This window comes from Capnocytophaga canimorsus, assembly GCF_002302565.1.
GTDB classification, from domain to species: domain Bacteria; phylum Bacteroidota; class Bacteroidia; order Flavobacteriales; family Flavobacteriaceae; genus Capnocytophaga; species Capnocytophaga canimorsus.
In genome coordinates this window covers 970,063-991,906 of record NZ_CP022382.1, presented here as the reverse complement: position 1 = coordinate 991,906, position 21,844 = coordinate 970,063, and the positions used below count along the sequence as shown (strand labels likewise).

The following is a 21,844-nucleotide window of genomic DNA, read 5'->3' as shown; positions in this document are numbered from 1 at the left end:
CTTAAGAAAAATCCATAAAAGGAAATTTATTTTTTAAAATGTTTATTTTCTCATTGAGGTTGTGTATAAAACGTTTGTGTGCTATAGTGTTCGGATTGAAAGGTTTGTGATTTAATCCTTTAATAATGCTTGCTACTTGTTTCATATCGGCAAGCGTTTTTGAGGTAAAGTACATCTCACAGAAACGTTCCCAAATATAGTCAATTGCCATTTTTGATGGATGTATCATATCATCGGCATAAAAGCGATAGTCACGTAATTCATCCATCAGAATTTCATAGGCGGGGAAGTAAGATGCTTTTGGGCAAGTATCACATACCTGATGTATAGCTGCAATTAGATGTGATTTACTGCGTTGGTTTTCTATAAATCCGTCCTTCAAATGTCGTACAGGAGAAACGGTAAAAACCACTTTTGCTTCAGGATTTAATTCACCCAATTGGGTTATGATTTCTTCCAAAGAAAGTACAATATCAGTTACCGATAGCAACCTTTTTGTAAATAATTCTTGAGGCATCTTGTGGCAATTGGCCACAACTATAGTCGTATCTAACCAATAGGTCCAAGCCGTCCCTAAAGTAATGAAAACATATTTACTTTGAGTAAGTGCATTAGAAAGTAAGCTTAAAGCATAATTTGTTTTATGTGTGGCTTGCTCTAAAGTGGGAGCGCTAAGTTGAGAATGCACTTCAAAATTATGCCACAGCTCATTGTGTTGAAAAAAATCAGATGAATTGTAGTATTGTTTTTTCACCACACGTTCCAAAATACGAGCAATAGCAAGAGGATGAAAAAGTACGCCAAACGGATTAACCACCACTTGAAATTTATATTCCAATAACTGTTTTCCGATATTGTCAGCAAAACACGACCCCAAACACACCAGCTTTGAGTGATAATCAATATTATTTAAAGTTTTAGGAAAATCAAAGGCGGTACGAAAAATCATAGTTAAATTTCAGAAAAAAGTTTTCAAAAAAGTTTGATTTAATATACAAAAGTAATTTTTGAGAGCATTAACGAAACGAAGTAGAATTTATCTTCTTGGTTTGAACTTTTTTAGAGGGATTTACATTTTGTGTATCCAATATTCAGGATTTAGTTTAGAGGTGTTTTTATATATGAAAAATTTCATTTCTGTTTTTTTATCAGCATCTGTAAAAATTCGCCCCAACGGAGTTTTAGCTTTTACTTTATCTCCTTTTTTTACATAAACTTGAGTCAGATTATAATAAATAGTGATGTAATTTCCGTGGCGAACGTGTACGGCTTTATTACTTCCGGGTATGGCTTGTATTACGGAAACTTCTCCGTGGAAAACCGCTCGTGCATCGGCACCAGTTTCAGTAACGATGGTAACACCGTTGTTGTAATGCTTTACGTCAGGATAAACAGGATCACTATAAATTCCAAAACCTTGTGATTTATAGCCTTTTGCTACTGGCCAGATAAGATTTCCTTTACTAGCTTCGAAACTTTCGGCTACTTTTCTGGACTCAGGGGTGAGGGTAAAAACCACTTCAGCATCTTTAATTCGACCGACTTTTCCCGCTTTGTTGTTCTCGGCTATGGATTGTCGTATCAGGCGTTGTATTTCACGGTCAATTGCATCAGCTTGACGTTGTTTTTCACGAATTTGTTGCTCGTAATCGCTTTCTTTTTTACGAATGTTTTCTGCTAAAAGTTGTTGTTCGCGCTTTTCTTGTTGTAGGAGTTGTTCCTCTCTGCGGATTTCGGATAAGGTAGCTTCTTTTTCTTGTCGTTGGGCTGTTAATTGTTGGTTAATTGCTTGTATTTGAATTGTTTTTTGTTGGATTTCTTCTGCTTGTTTTTTTCGATAATCGGTGTATTGCTTTATGTAAAGCATACGTTTGTACCCTTGCCAAAAACTTTCTGATGCCAGTAAAAACATCAATCGGTTTTGTTTGGATTTGTTTTTATAAGATTGTTTAATAAGTTTGGTATATTCTTGTTTTTGGTGTTTTAGTTCGTTTTCAAGGGTTTGTATTTGTTTAGTGTTTTTGTTAATTTCCCGAGTGAGCAACGAGCTTTGTTGTTGGGTAATATGAATGAGTTTGGTACGAGCTTGTATTTTTTGCTCGGTTTCTTCCATTTGAGTTAGCACCGATTTACGCTGCTGGGTTTGCTCGGAGCGCAGTAGTGCCATTTGCTTTATTTGCTCAATGAGTACTTTCTTACGTTCCTCCAAATCTTTTTGTTCGGAGGTTTGTCCCTGAACAAAAAAAGAACATAAAAAACATATCATCAGAAAGATAAAGCGTTGCTTTTTCATACTATTGTATTTTTTAATTATTGATTGCTTTCGAACCCGACGGAATACGGTACGGAAAATTTACCTTGGAGTTAAGCTGAATGTTTTTAAAATCCATACGAATGTTCATTTCTTGGTTTAGGCTTTCAATTTGTAAAATACTGGGTAATATCTGATTTTCTACTTGTTGATAAGAAATTTCGCCTTTGGCGCCCAAAGCTGTTTTGCTATCTGTAACTTCGAAAAAACCGACTCTAAATTCTCCAGGAATAATTCCATATCGTATAGAAGCTGTTGCTTGAGATTGATTTAGAAAATAAAAATGTTCATTCATTTGCAAATCGCCCTGAGCGGTTAGCGGATAAATGGTTTGCCCTAAAAGAAGATTTTGTAGGTTTTGAAAATCGACACTAAACCCCAATAAATTACTAATGTACGAAAAATCTCCTTCAAAATGAGTGTTATCTAATTTATTGTAAAAACTTGCTTTTTGAGGAGTGATATATACTTTGGCTATCCCTAAAGGAGCACTGAGCCAAATGGCTTTGTCTTTTTCCATCCGAAAGCTCAAAGTAACAGTTTGTTCATCTTTACCATTTTTATAGGTAGTTGTTACACTACCGCTAAGTGTTTTAAAATTCGGAAAGGTAGCTTGGTGCGCTCGGATAACTTCTTTTAGTTTTATTTTACTATCTATTGATGAAGAGGTTATCGCCATTTTAGGTTTGCAACCCCAAAGGATTATGATAAAGCACAAAAAGTAAAGTATTTTCAGAAAAAGGTATTTCATTGCGGTGTATTTAACTGATGGTAAGTATTCAATGGCAAAAATAAGCAAAAGATATAATATATGATAATGATTGCGTAATAACAACTGTTTTGTAATTGTTTTATGGTAGCAAAAAGTTCTAAAAGGCAAGAATATCTCAAGATTTTAAATCAATGCTTTTTGAAGTTTTTTCTTGTTTTTCTCTTTACTTCTTACTAGTAATTAAAGCTAAATTAAACAAAATGAGTTCGATACCTAATCGAACTCATTTTTACAGATGTATAGCAATTACGCTGTGTAATTTGATTTTAAAGGCTATTATTTTTCAAGTCCTATAAAAGCTCCATTAGCGTTGAAGTACAAATCTTTTGGAAAACCTACTAATTCTACCTCGTAATTTGTAAGTTTCTTTTCTACTCCATTGATGGGATTGTTTGGATAATTTTTTTGCACATAATCAACAATCGAAGCTAACAAAAATGCGGTATTAGGAAGTGCTTGTCCATCACGAGCATCAACATTTATCCAATTGCCTTGTTTGTCAAAATCTATTTCAACACCATTTGCTAAATCAATCTCAAAGCCATTGGTTTTAATTTCAGATTTTACCTTTTGTACATTCGGGAAAAACTCACTAGCAAAAGCAGTTACTGATTCAGGAAATGCTTCTCCTTGAATAAGATTAACGAAACCTCCGTTGGTATTGAAAACTAATTCCTCTTTTATTCCTACCAATTCTACTTCGTAGCCATTAGCTTTTTTCTCTATTCCATTGATAGGGTGGTTAGGGTGCTTGGTTTTTACATAATCAATAATGCTTTGCGGAATGAAATTGGTGTTGGGAAGCGCTTGTCCGTCACGAGCATCAACATCAATCCAATTGCCTTGTTTATCAAAATCTATTTCAACACCATTTGCTAAATCAACTTCGATAGTATTGGTTTTGATTTCTGATTTTACAATTTGAATGTTTGTAAAATATTGATTAGTAAACTCTTTCACTGATTGCGGAAGTGTGTTACCCAAATTTGGATTGCCTTGACCTTGCTCACTGAAAATCAAATCTTTTTCAATGCCTACCAATTCTACTTCGTAAAAAGTTCCTTTCTTTTCAATGCCGTTGATGGGATTATTTGGGTAATTGACTTTCACATCATTTACAATGAATTGCGGAATAAAGTCGGTGTTAGGAAGTGCTTGTCTATCACGAGCATCAACATTTACCCAATTTCCAGCTTGATCGAAATCAATTTCAACTCCGTTTGCCAAATCTACTTCAAAACCGTTGTTTTTCAGTTCAGTTTTTGTTACTTTGACATTTGGAAAAAATTGATTTATAAAATTTTTAGCCTCAACGGGTAAATTTCCGAAAGCAATAACATCATCATCCTTATCGCAAGAAAAAGCCATAAGGGAAGAGGCTAATGCCACTACAAAAAGATTAAAAAACATTTTTTTCATAATTATACATTTAAAAAGTTATTATTCATTGATTTGTGAAATATTTTGAGTATTAGTTTTTTTCATAATTTTCGTCATCATCATATTTCACGCAGCAAAGGTATGTTTCAATTTGGGAAAGATTTGGGAATGCCTCATAATGTTTTTCTAATCCTTAAAAAATAAAAGCAATAAACTATTTGTACTGCTTGGGATAAAAAGTAAAAAAATGAATTATCAAATCTATTAAGGAGGAAATTTAAGGAGGGCTTTTTTTGTTATCTTTGCCCTTTAATCATTTCGATAAAGATGTAATCTTGGTAAGTATGACAGTAAAAATCATAAACAATTCGCATCACCCACTACCCGAATATCAAACAGAAGATGCCGTTGGAATGGATCTTCGGGCGTTTCTTGAAGCTCCCGTAACGTTACTCCCTTTGGAACGTACACTGATTAAAACCGGATTATTTTTAGAAATTCCGAAAGGGTACGAAGCACAAATTCGTCCGCGTAGTGGATTGGCTTTCAAGCACGGAATAACGGTTTTAAACAGCCCAGGAACTATTGATGCCGACTATCGAGGAGAAATCGGGGTGCTTTTGGTAAACCTCTCCAATACTCCTTTTACCATTGAAGACGGTGAACGCATCGCACAATTGGTTTTCGCCAAATACGAGTCGCCTACCTTAACACAAGTAGAAGTTTTGGAAGATAGCCAACGAGGCTCCGGAGGTTTTGGCAGTACTGGAAAAAAATGATTTTTTTCAACCTCATTTTTCACAAAATAGAAATCTTCAACTAATTGGTTTTTTGTTGTGAAAGCAAGTGCTTTTTCCTATCTCTGTAAAGAATTGATTGAGTAAGTTCTTCCAACTGACGTGCTTTAATTTGAGTGGAGGGGGTAAAAGCATTTATTTTACCGATAAAAAAGCCAACGTCTATTGTCTTTTTTATTCTAACTACCTGACAAATAGAAGAAGATGTATTAAAAGCTCCATAAATCGGAAACATTGCAATTTCAGGTGCATTCATTGAAGAAAACACGAGGTTATTTTCTTTTTTCTTACCTAAAAAATGTGTCAAAGTACCTTCTGGAGAGTTTGCCCTTCCTAATGTCAGGTTTAGATTAGGGCCTCTTCCCATAAATGTTCCTTCACCCGCCAAGCCCCCAATACGGATATAATCGTCTCCGTATTCATTCAATAAATGCCCTCCTAATGTTTTCGCTCCTTTTCCTGCTTGTAAATGTAAACTGTTTGAGTGCAACCAATGAGAGAAAACCAGAGCCCTCTCATCTGGTTTAAGTTGATTGATATGCCGTTTGGCTGTCTGAAACATCCACATTTCCCGTTCCGGTGAAATAACTGGAATATTGTCATTTGAAAATTGTGAAATATTTTGGACATATTGCTGTATCATCTCATACTCTTCTTCATTTAGCAATTGACATAATTGCATTTGATTGGCTTCCATAAAATTCAAAACTTCCAACGTTTTTTGTTTAGACGAAAAATCCAATTTCAAAAAGAGCGTGTCTAATAACGGATTTCTTTGAGGGGTGTTGATGTCGTACAGAAAATTACCCAAATCCGTTTCTCTTATAAAACCTGTGCTATAACAATCAATACCTAAAAATTGTATTTTGTCCGAATTCTTTTTATTGTACTCTTTTGTCCAAAGTAGTATCTTTTTTACAAAATCAGGATCCAACAACCCTAAACGTTCCGGTTTCATCAGGGTATCCAAAGCAAAAACCGAATTTTGGTCGGTAATAAAACGATTCCAACGCATCGCTTCCAAAATCGAATTTTCAAAAAACACTTTTTTGACCTGATTATGTGTCATCTGATGCTGAAAAAATTGAAAAAAAACATCAGGAAACTCCTTGCTACCGTGTAACGGCTCACCGAAGGCAATCACTTTTGCCGGTTTATCAGCAATCATTTCCGAAAGCTGTTTACCTATTTCATTATAAGGCACGGATACGGCTTGTTGTAGATATTCATCTTTATACGCTACCCCTTCCAATAAAAGATTAGGTAAATAGCTTTCATTGAGATATATTTTTACGTCCTTTTTTAAGGAAAAGAATTGATTTTGAATGGTGGTACCTCCTTTTATTTCTAAAACAACCAAAAACTCGTTGGTTCCCTGTGGTATCTCTGTTGAATGTTTTAATATTTGCCATTCATTGCTATCTTTTAGAAAAAACGCATCGGAAAAGGTTTCATTACCCAATGCATCTATCCCTTTTAGATGCAATTTCGAAGCTCCTATATGTTTGCCCTTTGTACTTATTTCTACCCGAACTTTATTTTTTATTTCAGGATTTTTAACAATGAAACTTTGTGATATTTCAGCAGAAACAGGAAGAAAAATACCCCAAAAATTATCTTTCATTGGTTTTATCGAAAAGAATTCCTCTCCATTGATTTTTTCTTGTGTTATATCAAATAGATTATGAGGAAGAAGACTCCAATTCTTTCTCATATTTACGCTATCCAAACTTAATACTTCAAAATTGTAATAGTCCGCATATACCTTTTCTTTGCTTTGGCAAAAGGTTAGTAAAAAAAAGGAGAGAAACAAAGCTACAAAAAAACAAATTTTATTAACGGTTGGCATATTTTTTACAAATTGAATAATCTTCCCAAAGATAAATATTTCGTTTTTAAATAGAGTTTTTATTTCAATGATTTTACACTAATAACTTGAATTATATGATTTTTTTTTGAAACTCAAATAGTTTAAAAAGCTCAAATATACCTTTATGTTTTACTTCCCTTGGAAATAGTAAGTGATGGTTCCGATTTGTTCTTTGTTTTCAGTAATGCTATTAAATCGGGCTTGTTGAGCGTAGTTTAAAGCATTTTCAATTAGGCAACCGTTGGAAGAGGAAGAACTCGCTTGATTAAAAGCTGTTTCAATAACTTCGCCGTAGCGGTTTACTTTGATGTTTATAACGATTCTGCCCGAAGCCTCACAGGTAAAGATAGGGTTGGGCAAGTCGCCCCTCGGATTTCTTCCTTCCAAAGCGAATTTAACCAAGCTGTTTTTATTTACTCTGTTGTCGTTGTTATTTATGGGGGGTGTTATTTTGAGTTTCACTTCTTCTAAGCTACTTAAAGAAGCATCGCTTTGTGCCGAAAGTAATTTTTCTGCTGCTTCAGCCATAGCTCTCTCTTGTAAGATTTCATCTAAAGTTTTGAAAGCTTCTTCCGAGTGGATTAGTTTTCGGTCGGCTTCATTGAAAGCCTGTGTGGTAATTTTGGTATTTTGTGTTACAGTTTCTTCTTGTGTTTGCTCTTGTTCTAAAACTTTTTCAATGTCGGTAAAGGGTTCATTGGTGGTTATCATCTCCAACATAATTTCGTTAGCAACACTTTTAAGTTGAAGCAGAGAAAGGGATAGGATACAAAAGAACATACATAAAAGCGTGAGGATGATTGCTTTATCCACACGTGGTATTTCATTGATAAAGCGTTTAATCGCTTTGAAGTACCTTTTTGTTTTTCTCATTTGTTTCTCTTTTAGGAATGTATTTTTGTATAAATTCATCAGGAGAAAGGGCATTTTCAACCAAAAAATCACCAATTCTTGTACGCCTCAAAGCAATCAAATGAGCACCACTTTGCAAGGCTTTTCCTAAATCATTCGCTAAAGAACGAATGTAAGTTCCCTTACTGCAAACTACCTCAAAATCAATATCAGGGAATTGGCTAATATCAATATTAAATTGCTGTATTTGAACGATTCGCTTAGGAACTTCTATGGTTTCCTCTCCTTCACGAGCCAATTCGTAAAGCCTTTTTCCTTCTCTTTTTATAGCAGAAAATACGGGCGGAGTTTGCTCTATTTCTCCTATAAATTGCTGACGGACTTGCTCAATCAATTCGGGAGTAATATGTGCTATCGGAAAGGTTTGCTCAATTTCTGTTTCCAAATCGAATGACGAAGTGGTTGCCCCCAATCGGATGGTTCCTGTGTAGGTTTTTAGAGCGTCTTGAAATTCGGTAATTTTTTTGGTGAATTTTCCCGTGCAAATGACAAGCAAACCCGAAGCGAGAGGATCTAAAGTTCCAGCGTGTCCTATTTTAATTTTTTTTAGTTTGTAGTTTTTTATAATAGACCATTTAATTTTATTAACCGCCTGAAATGAAGACCAATGTAAAGGCTTGTCAATCAGTAAAATTTGACCTTCAAGAAGTTGCTCAGGAGTTAAAAAATGTTCTGTCATATATTTAAAAACTTAATAGATGTAAGTTGTATTTTTTTATTATTTGATAATGTTTTGTTTACAAAAATTAATTATCATCAACACCGTAATATTTTACTCCAATTTTGATGCGTTCTCGTCCGTTTTCAAGTCTCCATTTGTTCGTATCACGCAATGAATAAGCACAACCGCAATATTCTTGCATATAGAATTGCTCTCGTTTGCTAATTTCAAGCATTCGGGCAGAACCTCCTTTTTTTCGCCAATTGTGTGTCCAATAGGTTATTCCTTCGTACTTTTCTGCAGCTCGAATGCCACAGTCGTTGATTTGGTCAAAATTCTTCCAACGCGAAATCCCCAGCGAACTTGTAATGGTATCAAAACCATTTTCATAAGCATACAAAGCTGTACGCTCAAAACGCATATCAAAGCACATCGTACAGCGAATGCCTCTTTCGGGTTCCATTTCCATTCCTTTGGCACGTTCGTACCAGTTATCTACATCATAATCAGCATCAATGATAGGGATATTGCATTTTTCAGCAAAGCGAATGTTCTCCTCTTTCCTGATTTCATATTCTTTCAAAGGATGAATATTTGGGTTGTAGAAAAATATGGTAAACTCAATACCCGAAGCTTGGATTGCCTCCATTACCTCTCCCGAACAAGGGGCACAGCAAGAGTGTAATAGCAGTTTTTTGCCATCATTAGGAAGAGCTAATTTCTCACGAATTAAAGTCATTTTCTCTTTTATTTTTTTGCAAATAAAGTAATTTTTTTTCAATTCACATTTGATGTAAGCTATATTTGGAGTGAAATTGGTAAAATTATTTTTAATATTGAATGATAAAAAACTAAAAAATATATTGTGTTTAACTTGCGTTTGACTTGAGTCATAAATCGATTGCTTTTATTTTTCTTATATTTGTCGCCGAAATATTCAAAATAAGCAAATGTGGTTTTTAAAGAATCAGCAAATAACCAAGTAATACGTAATTATACAAAGGTAAGAGCCTCTTTTGTACTTATTCCATTACTGATTGTTGTTGCCGTGATTGTTTTTCTCTACTGGCAAGGACCAATATCGTACGTGAGTGTGCAACAAGAAGTTTTTCATTTGATGAATGAACAACTTTCCCAATTCCCGAGCTTGGAATATAACCTAACACAACTTGGCGATGCTTTTGTGGCACTTGCTTTATTAAGTGTTTTTTTGATGTATACACCAAAAATTTGGGAAGCCTTGCTAGTTGCATCATTGGTATCTTTATTGTTTTCAAAGGGGTTAAAATCGTTTTTTGATGTTCCTCGCCCTGTTACTTTTTATGGGGAGGAAAGCGTCAATATTGTTGGAGAAACTTTAGTGGGGTATTCCAGCTTTCCTTCAGGGCATTCTATAACCATATTTACCGTGCTAACTGTACTGATGTTCGCTTTTATACCTCAGGGACGTTCATCTTTTTTTAAAGTAGCTTATTTTTTGGTGCTCTTGTTTGTTGGAATTGTTTTAGCAACCACTCGGATTGGAGTAGGTGCACATCATCCGACAGACGTCCTTATAGGAAGTATTTTAGGATATATCTCTGGTGTGATTGGTATTCGTTCAAGCGTCAAGTACAGACTTTTCGGTTGGGTATCCTCCTCAAAAAGCTATCCGTTTTTTATGTTATTGTTTTTAGGGAGTGTTGTTTTTATGAGTGTTAAGATAATGCAAGAACACCTTGTTGTTTTTTACTTTCCACTAATTAGTTTGATAGTTTCGTTGTACTTAATGATAAAATTTTATGTTAAAAAAAATCAATAAATGGACTAACAATGTACCGCTACTTCGTTTTGTGTTGGTATTGAGTGTATTGAATTTTATTTTGTATCATTATCCTTTTTTCAAGTATGTATTTGAAAAAATTGACTACACCTCATTTAGCGGTATGCTTATGGTTGTTAGCCTAATCATTCTGATGATTATAGCTAATGCTTTTGCCTTTTATTTGTTGTTTTTTATTTCTAGAAGATTAGGCAAATTCTTATTGGTGTTGTTTTTTCTGCTCAATGCCATTGCGGTGTATTTTGTGAATACCTACGGAATTATTGTTGATGAAAGTATGATAGGTAATGTGCTCAATACGAACTATGAAGAGTCAAGCAGTTTCTTTTCATTTAAAATGGTATTATACTTTATATTTTTAGGGATTTTACCTGCGATATATGTATTAAAAGCAAGTGTTATTAAACCCAAACTGAAACGGTTTTTGCTTAACATTGGCTTTACCTTGTTGTTTATGGTGGTGATGGTTTTTGCCAATAGTGTGAATTGGCTGTGGATTGACCATAACTCGAAATACCTTGGCGGACTGGCTATGCCGTGGTCATATACCGTAAACACGACTCTATTTTATGTGCATAAGTATCAACAAAATCAAAAAGAGATTTTATTGCCCGATGCTAAGATTACCAATGATGAAAAATCGGTAGTTGTTTTAGTTATTGGAGAGTCCGCACGAAGCCAAAATTTTTCACTCTACGGATATGAAAAAAACACCAATCCGTTGCTTTCAAAAACCGAAAATGTATTTCATTTTCCTGCCACCTCTTGCGACACTTACACCACCGCTGGGGTCAAATGCATATTGGAGTATCAAAATACCGATGATTTGTATGAAATATTACCTAATTACTTACATCGTAACGATGTGGAGGTGGTTTGGCGTACCAATAATTCTGGTGAACCTCCTATACATATTGAAAAATATCAAGAAGCGAGGGATTTGAGGGCTGATTGTCAAGGCGAGGACTGTAATTATGACGGAGTTCTTCTTAACCATCTTAAAGAGCAGATTTTGTCAAGCACTAAAAACAAAATATTATTGATTTTACACACCAGTACCAGCCACGGACCTACTTATAGTAAAAAATATCCGTCACGTTTTGAGCATTTCACTCCTGTTTGTGCTAGTGTTGAGTTGGCAAATTGTTCTTCCCAAGCCCTTATGAATGCTTATGATAATACTATTGTTTATACGGATTATATTTTACACAGCATTATTGAAAATTTAAAGCAATTGCCCGACTATAAAAGCACGATGATTTATGTGTCTGACCACGGCGAATCTTTGGGAGAAAAGAATTTGTATATGCACGGAGCACCAATGATTTTTGCTCCTAAAGAACAGTACGAAATTCCGTTTATTGTTTGGATGTCCGAAAATTCCAAATCACTAAAATCTTTTAAAGAATTGTCACAACATCACGTTTTTCATAGTGTTATGGATTTTCTCTCTGTTGAAAGTCCTATATATAATGAGCAAATGAGCATTTTTGACTAAAATTATTGAATGACCAATCCGTAATTTACAAGATTTATTTTTGATGATGGGAATATTTAGAAAGAATCCTTTCGGACATATTTTATGGATAAAAAAATGGATTATCCGCGTTTTCGGGTTGATGACTCACAGTCGTTACCGAGGATTTAACGAATTGCGTATTGAAGGCTCTGAAATCATACGTAGTTTGCCTCAAAATGGTGTGCTTTTTATTTCCAACCACCAAACTTATTTTGCTGATGTAGTGGCAATGTTCCACGTTTTTAATGCCAGTTTAAAAGGAAGAACAGATTCCATTAAAAATATCGGTTATTTGTGGCAACCCAAGCTTAATATTTATTACGTTGCAGCTTCCGAAACGATGAAGTCAGGTTGGCTTCCAAAAATTTTGGCGTATGCTGGAGCCATAAGTGTTAGTCGTACTTGGAGAGAGAAAGGCAAAGAAATCAGTCGTGAGGTGAATCTCAATGAGGTGGATAAGATAGGGGTAGCACTTAATGATGGTTGGGTAATTACCTTTCCGCAAGGCACTACTACTCCTTGGAAGCCTATCCGTAAAGGAACGGCTCACATCATTAAGCAGTACAAACCTATTGTGGTGCCTATTGTCATTGACGGATTTCGGCGTTCTTTTGATAAAAAGGGAATTGCTATAAAGAAGAAAGGAATATTACAATCAATGGTGATAAAACCACCTTTGCAATTAGATTATGAAAACGATACCATAGAGCATATTGTTGAACAGGTAGAGATGGCTATTGAACAACACCCGTCTTTTTTGAAAGTGATGTCACAAGAGGAAATTAAAGAACAAGAGGCTTTAAACGAACTCAGGTATTACAATTTGGATAAAATCAAAAAGAAACAAAAACAAGAAAGCAAGCGCCTAAAAAGAATAATGAAGCACGGCGATCGGGAATAATTTCCTTTGAAAAGAGTATAAAAAACGTTGTTTGATTAAAAAAGTTTAAAAAAAATTTTGTAGCAAAGATTTTTTGTGTACATTTGCAGTCCGTTAGAAATATCCAAATAATGAGGGTGTTTTTGATGTAAAAGCCGATATAGCTCAGTTGGCCAGAGCACGTGATTTGTAATCTCGGGGTCGTGGGTTCGAATCCCTCTATCGGCTCAAAAGTTCATAATTAAATTGTTTTATAAGTTATTGGGAAGATACTCAAGCGGCCAACGAGGGCAGACTGTAAATCTGCTGACTATGTCTTCGCAGGTTCGAATCCTGCTCTTCCCACTACAAAAATGCGGGAGTAGCTCAGTTGGTAGAGCGTCAGCCTTCCAAGCTGAATGTCGCGAGTTCGAACCTCGTCTCCCGCTCAAAATATAAAAGCCGGTGTAGCTCAGGGGTAGAGCGCTTCCTTGGTAAGGAAGAGGTCACGAGTTCAAATCTCGTCATTGGCTCGTAGTTTAGTACACACATAATACACTTTTATATAACTAAGATTTTAAAATTTATTTATCATGGCAAAGGAAACTTTTGATCGTTCAAAGCCCCACTTAAATATTGGTACTATTGGACACGTGGATCACGGTAAAACAACATTGACAGCTGCTATTACTAAAGTATTGGCTGAGGCGGGTCTTTCTGAAGCAAGAAGCTTCGATTCAATCGATAACGCTCCTGAAGAAAAAGAGCGTGGTATTACTATCAATACCTCACACGTTGAGTATCAAACAGCTACTCGTCACTATGCGCACGTTGACTGTCCTGGTCACGCGGATTACGTTAAAAATATGATTACTGGTGCTGCTCAAATGGACGGTGCTATCTTAGTGGTTGCTGCTACTGATGGTCCTATGCCTCAAACTCGTGAGCACATTCTTTTGGGTCGTCAGGTAGGTATTCCAAGAATTGTTGTGTTTATGAACAAGGTGGATATGGTTGACGATGCTGAGTTGTTGGAGCTTGTTGAAATGGAAATGAGGGACTTGTTGTCTTCTTACGGATATGATGGAGATAATGGTCCTATCGTTCAAGGTTCTGCTCTAGGAGCGTTGAATGGAGAGCCTCAATGGGTAGATACTGTAATGAAATTGATGGATGCTGTTGATAGTTGGATTGAGCTTCCTCAGCGTGATGTTGATAAGCCTTTCTTGATGCCAATTGAGGACGTGTTTACCATTACAGGTCGTGGAACAGTAGCTACAGGACGTATCGAAACTGGGGTTGCTAAAACAGGTGATGCTGTTGAGATCATCGGTATGGGAGATAAAAAATTGACTTCTACAATTACAGGAGTTGAGATGTTCCGTAAAATCCTTGACCGTGGTGAAGCAGGTGATAACGTTGGTTTGTTGTTAAGAGGTATCGATAAAACTGAAATCAAACGTGGTATGGTTATCTGTAAACCAGGTTCAGTGAAACCGCACGCTAAATTTAAAGCTGAGGTGTATATCTTGAGTAAAGAAGAAGGTGGACGTCACACTCCATTCCACAACAACTATCGTCCTCAATTCTATGTTCGTACGACTGACGTAACAGGTACTATATCTTTACCTGAAGGAGTTGAGATGGTTATGCCTGGTGACAACTTGACAATCACTGTTGAATTGTTGCAACCAATTGCTCTTAACGTAGGTCTTCGTTTTGCTATCCGTGAAGGAGGTCGTACAGTAGGTGCTGGTCAGGTAACTGAAATTCTTGACTAAGAATATTTTATCATAAACAAGGAGTTTTGAGTTTTCTTAAAACTCCTTTACAAACGGGTGTAGTTCAAGGGTAGAATAGCGGTCTCCAAAACCGTTGATGGGAGTTCGAATCTCTCCACCCGTGCAAAGCGAAAAGTACAAAAGAAAATGATAAACTACATAAAAGAATCATACGAAGAACTAAAAAACCACGTAACTTGGATATCGCTTGCCGAAGCACAAAGGCTGATGGTTGTAGTTGTGGTATTCACGGTTCTATTTTCACTTTTAATTTGGGGTATTGATTCTTCTTTCGAAAAGTTGATGGGAATGTATTTTAACTTTATGAAAAAATAAGCTTAAGCTAAGGTACAATGTCAGGAATATTGGAGAAAAAATGGTACGTTGTCAGAGCTGTAAGCGGACAAGAAAACAAAGTTAAAAATTATATAGAAAACGAAGTATCTCGATTGGGATATGCTGACTATGTAGAAGAAGTTTTAGTGCCTACTGAGAAGGTGGTTCAGGTTCGTGATGGTAAAAAGATTAACAAGGAAAGGGTATATTTTCCAGGTTATGTAATGGTTAAAGCTAATCTCGGAGGTGAGATTGGGCATATCATCAAATCTATACCAGGTGTTATTGGTTTTTTAGGGGAAACTAAAGGAGGTGACCCTGTGCCTTTACGCAAATCTGAAGTAAACCGAATGCTTGGTAAGGTAGATGAACTTTCCGAAAAGGTAGATGCAGTGGCTATTCCTTACGTAGTAGGAGAAACAGTTAAGGTGGTAGATGGTCCTTTCAATGGCTTTACAGGTACTGTAGAAAAGGTCAATGAAGAAAAACGAAAATTGGAAGTTATGGTTAAAATTTTCGGAAGGAAAACCCCATTAGAACTTAGCTATATGCAAGTAGAAAAAGTATAAAAAAGAAAACCCAAAAGTGTAGTTTTTAATATTTACACTTTTATTTTTTTAATCAATAATAAACAATGGCAAAAGAAATTAGTAAAGTAGTTAAACTACAAGCTCGGGGAGGTCAAGCGAATCCTTCGCCACCAATTGGACCCGCATTAGGTGCTGCCGGTGTTAACATTATGGAGTTCTGTAAGCAGTTCAATGCGCGTACGCAGGACAAACAAGGGAAAATAGTTCCCGTGGTTATTACCGTGTACAAAGACAAATCATTTGATTTTGTCGTTAAAACCGCACCTGCTGCAGTTCAGCTGTTGGAAGCCGCTAAGGTTAAAGGAGGTTCAGGTCAACCTAACCGTAAGAAAGTAGCTAGCATCACTTGGGATCAGGTGAAAGCAATAGCAGAAGACAAAATGCCCGACTTAAATGCTTTTACAATCGAATCAGCAATGAGTATGGTAGCAGGAACAGCTCGTTCTATGGGTATAACGGTAACTGGTGATAAACCTTTTTAATCTGAGAAATTATGGCAAAATTGACAAAGAAACACAAAGAGGCTTTATCAAAAGTTGATTACAACAAATTGTACACCATTAGTGAGGCTTCTCAATTATTGAAAGAAATTACCTACACCAAATTTGATGCATCTGTAGATATTGCAGTTCGTTTAGGAGTTGACCCTCGTAAGGCAAATCAAATGGTACGTGGTGTGGTTACGCTTCCTCACGGAACAGGTAAAGATGTAAGAGTACTTGCATTGGTTACTCCAGATAAAGAAGCGGAAGCTAAAGCTGCAGGGGCAGATTATGTAGGTTTAGATGAGTATTTGCAAAAAATTAAAGACGGTTGGACGGACGTAGATGTAATTGTTACTATGCCGAGCGTTATGGGTAAATTAGGTCCTCTTGGGCGCGTTTTAGGTCCTCGTGGTTTGATGCCTAACCCTAAAACAGGTACTGTAACTATGGAAATCGGGAAAGCAGTTCAAGAAGTGAAAGCTGGTAAAATTGATTTCCGTGTAGATAAAACCGGTATTGTTCATGCTGGAATAGGCAAGGTATCATTTACTCCAGAGAAAATCGTTGATAATGCAACAGAGTTGATTCAAACGTTAATTAAATTAAAACCAACGGCAGCTAAGGGAACTTATGTTAAGTCTATTTACTTGTCAACAACAATGAGCCCAAGTGTTCCTGTTGATCCGAAAGCAGTTTAATTGGTAGTTAAAAACAGACAGAGATGACTAGAGAAGAAAAATCATTAGTAATAGAGAATTTAACTGCACAGTTAGCTGAAAATAATGTTATTTATGTTGCTGATCTAACTGGTTTGAATGCTGAAACAACAACTAACTTACGTAGAGCTTGTTTCAAGGCAAATATCAAATTAGCAGTAGTGAAGAATTCCTTGCTTGCAAAGGCGATGGAGGCTTCAGAAAAAGAGTTTGGAGATTTACCTAAAGTACTTAAAGGAAATACTTCTTTAATGTATGCTGAGGTAGGTAATGCTCCTGCTAAGTTAATCAAAGAATTTAGAAAGAAATCAGATAAGCCGATTTTGAAAGGTGCTTTCATTGAAGAAGCAATTTTCATTGGTGATAATCAGTTGGAAACTTTGGCTTCTATCAAATCAAAAGAAGAAGTTATTGGAGATATCATTGGATTGTTGCAATCGCCTGCTAAAAATGTTATTTCAGCTCTTAAATCAGGAGGTGGAAAATTGGCAGGAATTATCAAAACATTATCTGAAAAGTAATTTGAACGCACAAAAATAATTTATAAACAAACTTTTTAAAAAACGATAGAAATGGCAGATTTAAAAAATTTCGCAGAACAATTAGTAAACTTGACAGTTAAAGAAGTAAATGAGCTTGCTCAAATCTTGAAAGACGAATATGGTATTGAGCCAGCTGCAGCTGCAGTTGCAGTTGCTGGTGTAGCTGGTGGCGGAGCTGATGCAGCTACTGCTGAAGAAAAAACAGAATTTACAGTAGTTCTAAAATCAGCAGGAGCTTCTAAATTGGCTGTTGTTAAGTTGGTTAAAGAATTGACTGGACAAGGTCTTAAAGAGGCTAAAGAACTAGTTGACGGTGCTCCTTCAACATTGAAAGAAGGTGTTTCTAAAGATGAGGCAGAAGGTCTTAAAAAAGCTTTAGAAGAAGCAGGAGCTGAAGTTGAGCTTAAATAATTTTACTGGCTTTTTATATAAGGTTTAGGTCTTTTCCGATGCGGAATAGACCTAAACCATTTTGCGTATAAATACCTAAAATATGGGTATTTTACAAATAAACACAAGCACATATCCTAAAATAAATCGTAGTTAGATTCATTTGGGAAACCTTAAAAATATCATTTTTTTTAAATGATTTAAAAATTTAAAAACAAGAAGTAAATGTCAACAAATCAAACTGCAAGAATCAATTTTGCTTCCGCAAAACATACGCCAGACTATCCCGATTTCTTGGATATACAAATCAAATCTTTCCAAGACTTTTTTCAGTTGGAAACCAAATCAGACGAGAGAGGGAATGAAGGTTTATACAACACGTTTAAGGAAAATTTTCCTATCACAGACACTCGTAACCAGTTTGTTCTTGAGTTTCTGGACTATTTTATTGATCCGCCTCGTTATTCCATTCAAGAATGTATAGAGCGTGGGTTAACCTATAGTGTACCTTTGAAAGCAAGGTTGAAATTGTATTGTACGGACCCTGAACACGAAGATTTTGAAACTATCGTTCAGGACGTGTATTTGGGGACGGTTCCCTATATGACTTCCAGCGGAACATTCGTAATTAATGGTGCTGAACGCGTTATTGTTTCCCAATTACATCGTTCGCCAGGGGTGTTCTTTGGGCAGTCATTCCACGCTAACGGAACCAAGCTGTATTCAGCAAGAATCATTCCGTTTAAGGGATCGTGGATTGAATTCGCAACAGACATTAACAATGTGATGTATGCGTACATTGATAGAAAGAAAAAACTTCCTGTGACAACGCTTTTCCGTGCGATTGGCTTTGAACGGGATAAAGATATATTGGAAATTTTTGATTTGGCAGAAGAAATCAAAGTTTCCAAAACAGGATTGAAAAAATATTTAGGACGTCGATTGGCGGCTCGTGTGCTAAATACTTGGCACGAAGATTTCGTAGATGAAGATACCGGAGAGGTAGTATCTATCGAGCGTAATGAAATTATTTTGGATAGGGACACCATATTAGATAAAGATAATATTGAGGAAATCGTTGAAGCAGACGTTAAAACTATTCTTTTACATAAAGAAGATAACCACGCTGTTGATTATACCATTATCCATAACACATTACAGAAAGATCCAACAAACTCTGAAAAAGAGGCAGTTGAACATATTTATCGTCAGCTTCGTAATGCAGAACCACCCGATGAGGAAACTGCTCGTGGTATTATTGATAAATTGTTCTTCTCTGACCAACGTTACAACTTAGGTGATGTAGGTCGTTACCGAATGAACAAAAAATTAGGGTTAGATATTCCTGAAGATAAGCAGGTGCTAACCAAAGAAGATATCATAACCATTGTAAAATATCTGATTGAGTTGATTAACTCCAAAGCAGAGATTGATGATATTGATCACCTTTCAAACCGCCGTGTGCGTACAGTAGGTGAGCAACTTTCCGCTCAGTTTGGTGTGGGGCTTTCTCGTATGGCACGTACAATTCGTGAACGTATGAATGTTCGTGATAATGAGGTGTTTACTCCTATTGATTTGATCAATGCTAAAACATTATCTTCTGTAATTAACTCATTCTTTGGGACAAATCAGCTTTCTCAGTTTATGGATCAAACCAATCCATTGGCTGAAATTACACATAAGCGAAGATTATCTGCCTTAGGACCTGGAGGACTTTCGCGTGAGCGTGCCGGTTTTGAGGTTCGTGACGTTCACTATACACACTATGGTCGTCTATGTCCGATCGAAACTCCTGAGGGACCAAATATCGGTTTGATTTCTTCCTTAGCCGTGTTCTCAAAAGTAAATGGAATGGGCTTTATTGAAACACCTTATCGCAGAGTTGTTGATGGAAAGGTTGATTTGACTGATATGACCTATCTTAGTGCCGAAGAAGAAGAAGGCAAAATGATTGGTATGGCAAATATCAATATGGATGACAATGGGGTGATTCTTGATGAAAAAGTGGTTGTTAAAGAAGAAGGAGATTTTCCAGTTATTGACCCTAACCAAGTAGATTTCATTGACGTGGCTCCGAATCAAATTGCCTCTATTTCAGCTTCATTAATTCCTTTCCTAGAGCACGATGATGCGAACCGTGCGTTGATGGGCTCGAATATGATGCGTCAGGCAGTTCCTTTATTGAAGCCTGAATCTCCGATTGTTGGGACTGGATTGGAGCGCCGTGTGGCCTCTGATTCACGAGTACTGATGAATGCTGAAGGAGAAGGAACCGTTGATTATGTAGATGCTGATAAAATTATCATCACTTATGACAGAACAGACGATCAGCGTTTGGTAAGTTTTGAAGAAGATGCCAAAACCTATGATTTGATAAAATTCCGTAAAACCAACCAAGGTACTTGTATCAACCTTAAACCAATCGTTCGTAAAGGTGATCGCGTAACTAAAGGACAGGTACTTTGTGAAGGATATGCCACCCAGCAAGGTGAGTTAGCTTTGGGTAGAAATATGAAAGTGGCTTTTATGCCTTGGAAAGGATATAACTTTGAAGATGCGATAGTAATTTCTGAACGTGTGGTTCGTGAAGACATATTCACATCCATTCATATTGACGAATATTCGATGGATGTTCGTGATACCAAATTAGGGGCTGAGGAACTTACCAATGATATCCCGAATGTTTCTGAAGATGCAACCAAGGATTTAGATGAAAACGGTATGATTCGTATCGGTGCCGAGGTTCGCCCTGGTGATATTCTTATTGGTAAAATCACTCCTAAAGGAGAATCTGACCCAACGCCAGAAGAAAAATTACTTCGTGCTATATTCGGAGACAAAGCAGGTGATGTGAAAGATGCATCACTTAAAGCCTCACCTTCACTTCACGGAGTGGTAATTGACAAAAAATTGTTCTCTCGTGCCATCAAAGACAAGCGCAAACGAGGTAAAGATAAAGAAGAAATAGCTACGCTTGAAGCTAGTTATAGTGCTAAATTCCAAGTACTTAAAGATAAATTGGTAGATAAGCTATTTACCTTGGTTAACGGAAAAACAGCACAAGGAGTGGTTAATGATTTAGGAGAAGAAATCATTCCTAAAGGAAAGAAATATACCCAAAAAATGTTACACGGCATTGAGGATTATGCTCATTTGGTTTCTGGGGGATGGACATCAGATGACCGAGCTAATGCCTTGATTGATGACTTGTTGCATAATTATAAAATCAAATTAAACGATTTGCAAGGTGCTTTACGTCGTGATAAATTTACCATTTCTGTAGGGGATGAGTTACCTGCTGGGGTAATGAAATTGGCTAAGATTTACATCGCTAAAAAACGTAAGCTGAAAGTTGGAGATAAAATGGCGGGTCGTCACGGAAATAAAGGTATTGTTGCCCGAATCGTACGTGATGAGGATATGCCTTTCTTGGAAGACGGAACACCTGTGGATATTGTACTAAACCCACTTGGGGTACCTTCACGTATGAATATCGGTCAGATTTATGAAACGGTGCTTGGTTGGGCAGGTCAAAAATTAGGTCAGAAATATGCTACCCCAATTTTTGATGGAGCTTCGTTAGAGCAAATTAACGAACTTACTGATAAAGCAGGGGTTCCACGTTTTGGGCATACTTACTTGTATGACGGTGGAACAGGTGAGCGTTTTGACCAACCTGCAACTGTTGGGGTTATCTATATGATTAAACTCGGACATATGATTGATGACAAGATGCACGCACGTTCTATCGGACCTTACTCGCTTATTACACAGCAACCACTCGGAGGTAAGGCTCAATTCGGAGGTCAGCGTTTCGGAGAGATGGAGGTTTGGGCTTTAGAGGCTTACGGGGCTTCGAGTACCTTGCGTGAAATCTTGACCGTAAAATCTGACGATGTTATCGGAAGAGCTAAAACTTACGAGGCTATCGTTAAAGGTGAGCCAATGCCTGAACCAGGATTGCCAGAGTCATTCAATGTATTGATGCACGAGCTTAAAGGTCTTGGTTTAGATATCCGTTTAGAAGAGTAATTATATACCCAAATAAAAGACTGTGAGCTTTTGTGAAGTTCACAGTCGGTTTCAAAAATTTTTACA

20 protein-coding genes and 5 tRNA genes are annotated in these 21,844 nt (G+C 36.5%); 17 read left to right on the top strand and 8 right to left on the bottom strand.

Annotation, left to right across the window (positions count from 1 at the left end; translation table 11 throughout):
- Position 1: 1 nt before the first annotated feature.
- The 4 genes from CGC47_RS04330 to CGC47_RS04315 form a co-directional block, all read right to left on the bottom strand.
- Positions 2 to 949 carry a GSCFA domain-containing protein gene (locus CGC47_RS04330; RefSeq protein ID WP_042001584.1) on the bottom strand — a complete coding sequence of 316 codons (948 nt, stop codon included), beginning with the start codon at positions 947 to 949 and terminating at the stop codon, positions 2 to 4.
- A 120-nt stretch (positions 950 to 1,069) separates the two neighbouring features.
- Positions 1,070 to 2,293: a murein hydrolase activator EnvC family protein gene (locus tag CGC47_RS04325; protein ID WP_041985335.1), complete on the bottom strand. Its 1,224-nt coding sequence runs from the start codon at positions 2,291 to 2,293 to the stop codon at positions 1,070 to 1,072.
- Between the two features lie 13 nt (positions 2,294 to 2,306).
- The gene (locus tag CGC47_RS04320) at positions 2,307 to 3,062 is read right to left on the bottom strand and encodes a DUF4292 domain-containing protein (RefSeq protein ID WP_052456172.1); all 756 of its coding nucleotides are present in this window, start codon (positions 3,060 to 3,062) and stop codon (positions 2,307 to 2,309) included.
- A gap of 297 nt (positions 3,063 to 3,359) precedes the next feature.
- Complete coding sequence (locus CGC47_RS04315; RefSeq protein WP_095900037.1) at positions 3,360 to 4,502, bottom strand: PepSY-like domain-containing protein; 1,143 nt, start codon at positions 4,500 to 4,502, stop codon at positions 3,360 to 3,362.
- 305 nt (positions 4,503 to 4,807) lie between these two features.
- Between CGC47_RS04315 and dut the strand changes: the two genes are divergently transcribed.
- Positions 4,808 to 5,242: a dUTP diphosphatase gene (gene dut / locus CGC47_RS04310; protein WP_042001681.1), complete on the top strand. Its 435-nt coding sequence runs from the start codon at positions 4,808 to 4,810 to the stop codon at positions 5,240 to 5,242.
- Positions 5,243 to 5,282: 40 nt separating this feature from the next.
- Here the strand turns inward: dut and CGC47_RS04305 are convergent, their stop codons facing one another.
- The 4 genes from CGC47_RS04305 to CGC47_RS04290 all read right to left on the bottom strand — a co-directional run bounded on the left by CGC47_RS04305 (position 5,283) and on the right by CGC47_RS04290 (position 9,442).
- Positions 5,283 to 6,974, bottom strand: a complete 1,692-nt coding sequence (locus CGC47_RS04305) for an erythromycin esterase family protein (RefSeq protein WP_157799870.1) — start codon at positions 6,972 to 6,974, stop codon at positions 5,283 to 5,285.
- A 285-nt stretch (positions 6,975 to 7,259) separates the two neighbouring features.
- Complete coding sequence (locus CGC47_RS04300; protein ID WP_013997800.1) at positions 7,260 to 8,003, bottom strand: hypothetical protein; 744 nt, start codon at positions 8,001 to 8,003, stop codon at positions 7,260 to 7,262.
- Entirely contained in the window at positions 7,969 to 8,721 is a 753-nt protein-coding gene (truB, locus tag CGC47_RS04295; RefSeq protein ID WP_095900035.1) for a tRNA pseudouridine(55) synthase TruB, read from the bottom strand. Before truB ends, CGC47_RS04300 begins: the two co-directional genes overlap by 35 nt.
- 67 nt (positions 8,722 to 8,788) lie before the next feature.
- The gene (locus CGC47_RS04290) at positions 8,789 to 9,442 is read right to left on the bottom strand and encodes an epoxyqueuosine reductase QueH (RefSeq protein ID WP_042001596.1); all 654 of its coding nucleotides are present in this window, start codon (positions 9,440 to 9,442) and stop codon (positions 8,789 to 8,791) included.
- Between the two features lie 213 nt (positions 9,443 to 9,655).
- Between CGC47_RS04290 and CGC47_RS04285 the strand changes: the two genes are divergently transcribed.
- The 16 genes from CGC47_RS04285 to rpoB all read left to right on the top strand — a co-directional run bounded on the left by CGC47_RS04285 (position 9,656) and on the right by rpoB (position 21,778).
- Entirely contained in the window at positions 9,656 to 10,504 is an 849-nt protein-coding gene (locus CGC47_RS04285; protein ID WP_095900034.1) for a phosphatase PAP2 family protein, read from the top strand.
- Positions 10,485 to 12,023 carry a phosphoethanolamine--lipid A transferase EptA gene (eptA, locus tag CGC47_RS04280; protein WP_095900033.1) on the top strand — a complete coding sequence of 513 codons (1,539 nt, stop codon included), beginning with the start codon at positions 10,485 to 10,487 and terminating at the stop codon, positions 12,021 to 12,023. Before CGC47_RS04285 ends, eptA begins: the two co-directional genes overlap by 20 nt.
- A 46-nt stretch (positions 12,024 to 12,069) precedes the next feature.
- Entirely contained in the window at positions 12,070 to 12,945 is an 876-nt protein-coding gene (locus CGC47_RS04275; RefSeq protein WP_081461662.1) for a lysophospholipid acyltransferase family protein, read from the top strand.
- A gap of 133 nt (positions 12,946 to 13,078) precedes the next feature.
- Positions 13,079 to 13,152, top strand: a tRNA-Thr gene (locus tag CGC47_RS04270).
- A 35-nt stretch (positions 13,153 to 13,187) separates the two neighbouring features.
- Positions 13,188 to 13,269 (top strand) — tRNA-Tyr (locus CGC47_RS04265).
- A 10-nt stretch (positions 13,270 to 13,279) separates the two neighbouring features.
- Positions 13,280 to 13,352 (top strand) — tRNA-Gly (locus tag CGC47_RS04260).
- A gap of 12 nt (positions 13,353 to 13,364) precedes the next feature.
- Positions 13,365 to 13,436: transfer RNA gene (locus CGC47_RS04255), tRNA-Thr, on the top strand.
- Positions 13,437 to 13,496: 60 nt separating this feature from the next.
- Complete coding sequence (gene tuf / locus CGC47_RS04250; protein WP_041913636.1) at positions 13,497 to 14,684, top strand: elongation factor Tu; 1,188 nt, start codon at positions 13,497 to 13,499, stop codon at positions 14,682 to 14,684.
- 53 nt (positions 14,685 to 14,737) lie between these two features.
- Positions 14,738 to 14,808 (top strand) — tRNA-Trp (locus CGC47_RS04245).
- 23 nt (positions 14,809 to 14,831) lie between these two features.
- Positions 14,832 to 15,020, top strand: coding sequence for a preprotein translocase subunit SecE (gene secE / locus CGC47_RS04240; protein ID WP_042001683.1), 189 nt, complete (start codon positions 14,832 to 14,834; stop codon positions 15,018 to 15,020).
- 17 nt (positions 15,021 to 15,037) lie between these two features.
- Complete coding sequence (nusG, locus tag CGC47_RS04235; RefSeq protein ID WP_013997792.1) at positions 15,038 to 15,589, top strand: transcription termination/antitermination protein NusG; 552 nt, start codon at positions 15,038 to 15,040, stop codon at positions 15,587 to 15,589.
- 65 nt (positions 15,590 to 15,654) lie between these two features.
- The gene (gene rplK / locus CGC47_RS04230) at positions 15,655 to 16,092 is read left to right on the top strand and encodes a 50S ribosomal protein L11 (RefSeq protein WP_042001598.1); all 438 of its coding nucleotides are present in this window, start codon (positions 15,655 to 15,657) and stop codon (positions 16,090 to 16,092) included.
- Positions 16,093 to 16,103: 11 nt separating this feature from the next.
- Positions 16,104 to 16,793: a 50S ribosomal protein L1 gene (gene rplA, locus CGC47_RS04225; protein WP_013997790.1), complete on the top strand. Its 690-nt coding sequence runs from the start codon at positions 16,104 to 16,106 to the stop codon at positions 16,791 to 16,793.
- A 23-nt stretch (positions 16,794 to 16,816) separates the two neighbouring features.
- A complete protein-coding gene (rplJ, locus tag CGC47_RS04220) occupies positions 16,817 to 17,332 on the top strand; it encodes a 50S ribosomal protein L10 (RefSeq protein WP_013997789.1) in 516 nt (171 codons plus the stop codon).
- Between the two features lie 51 nt (positions 17,333 to 17,383).
- Positions 17,384 to 17,764 (top strand): 50S ribosomal protein L7/L12, encoded by a 381-nt coding sequence (rplL, locus tag CGC47_RS04215; protein WP_042001602.1) that lies wholly within the window; start codon positions 17,384 to 17,386, stop codon positions 17,762 to 17,764.
- Between the two features lie 204 nt (positions 17,765 to 17,968).
- Positions 17,969 to 21,778, top strand: coding sequence for a DNA-directed RNA polymerase subunit beta (rpoB, locus tag CGC47_RS04210; protein WP_095900032.1), 3,810 nt, complete (start codon positions 17,969 to 17,971; stop codon positions 21,776 to 21,778).
- Positions 21,779 to 21,844: the final 66 nt, after the last annotated feature.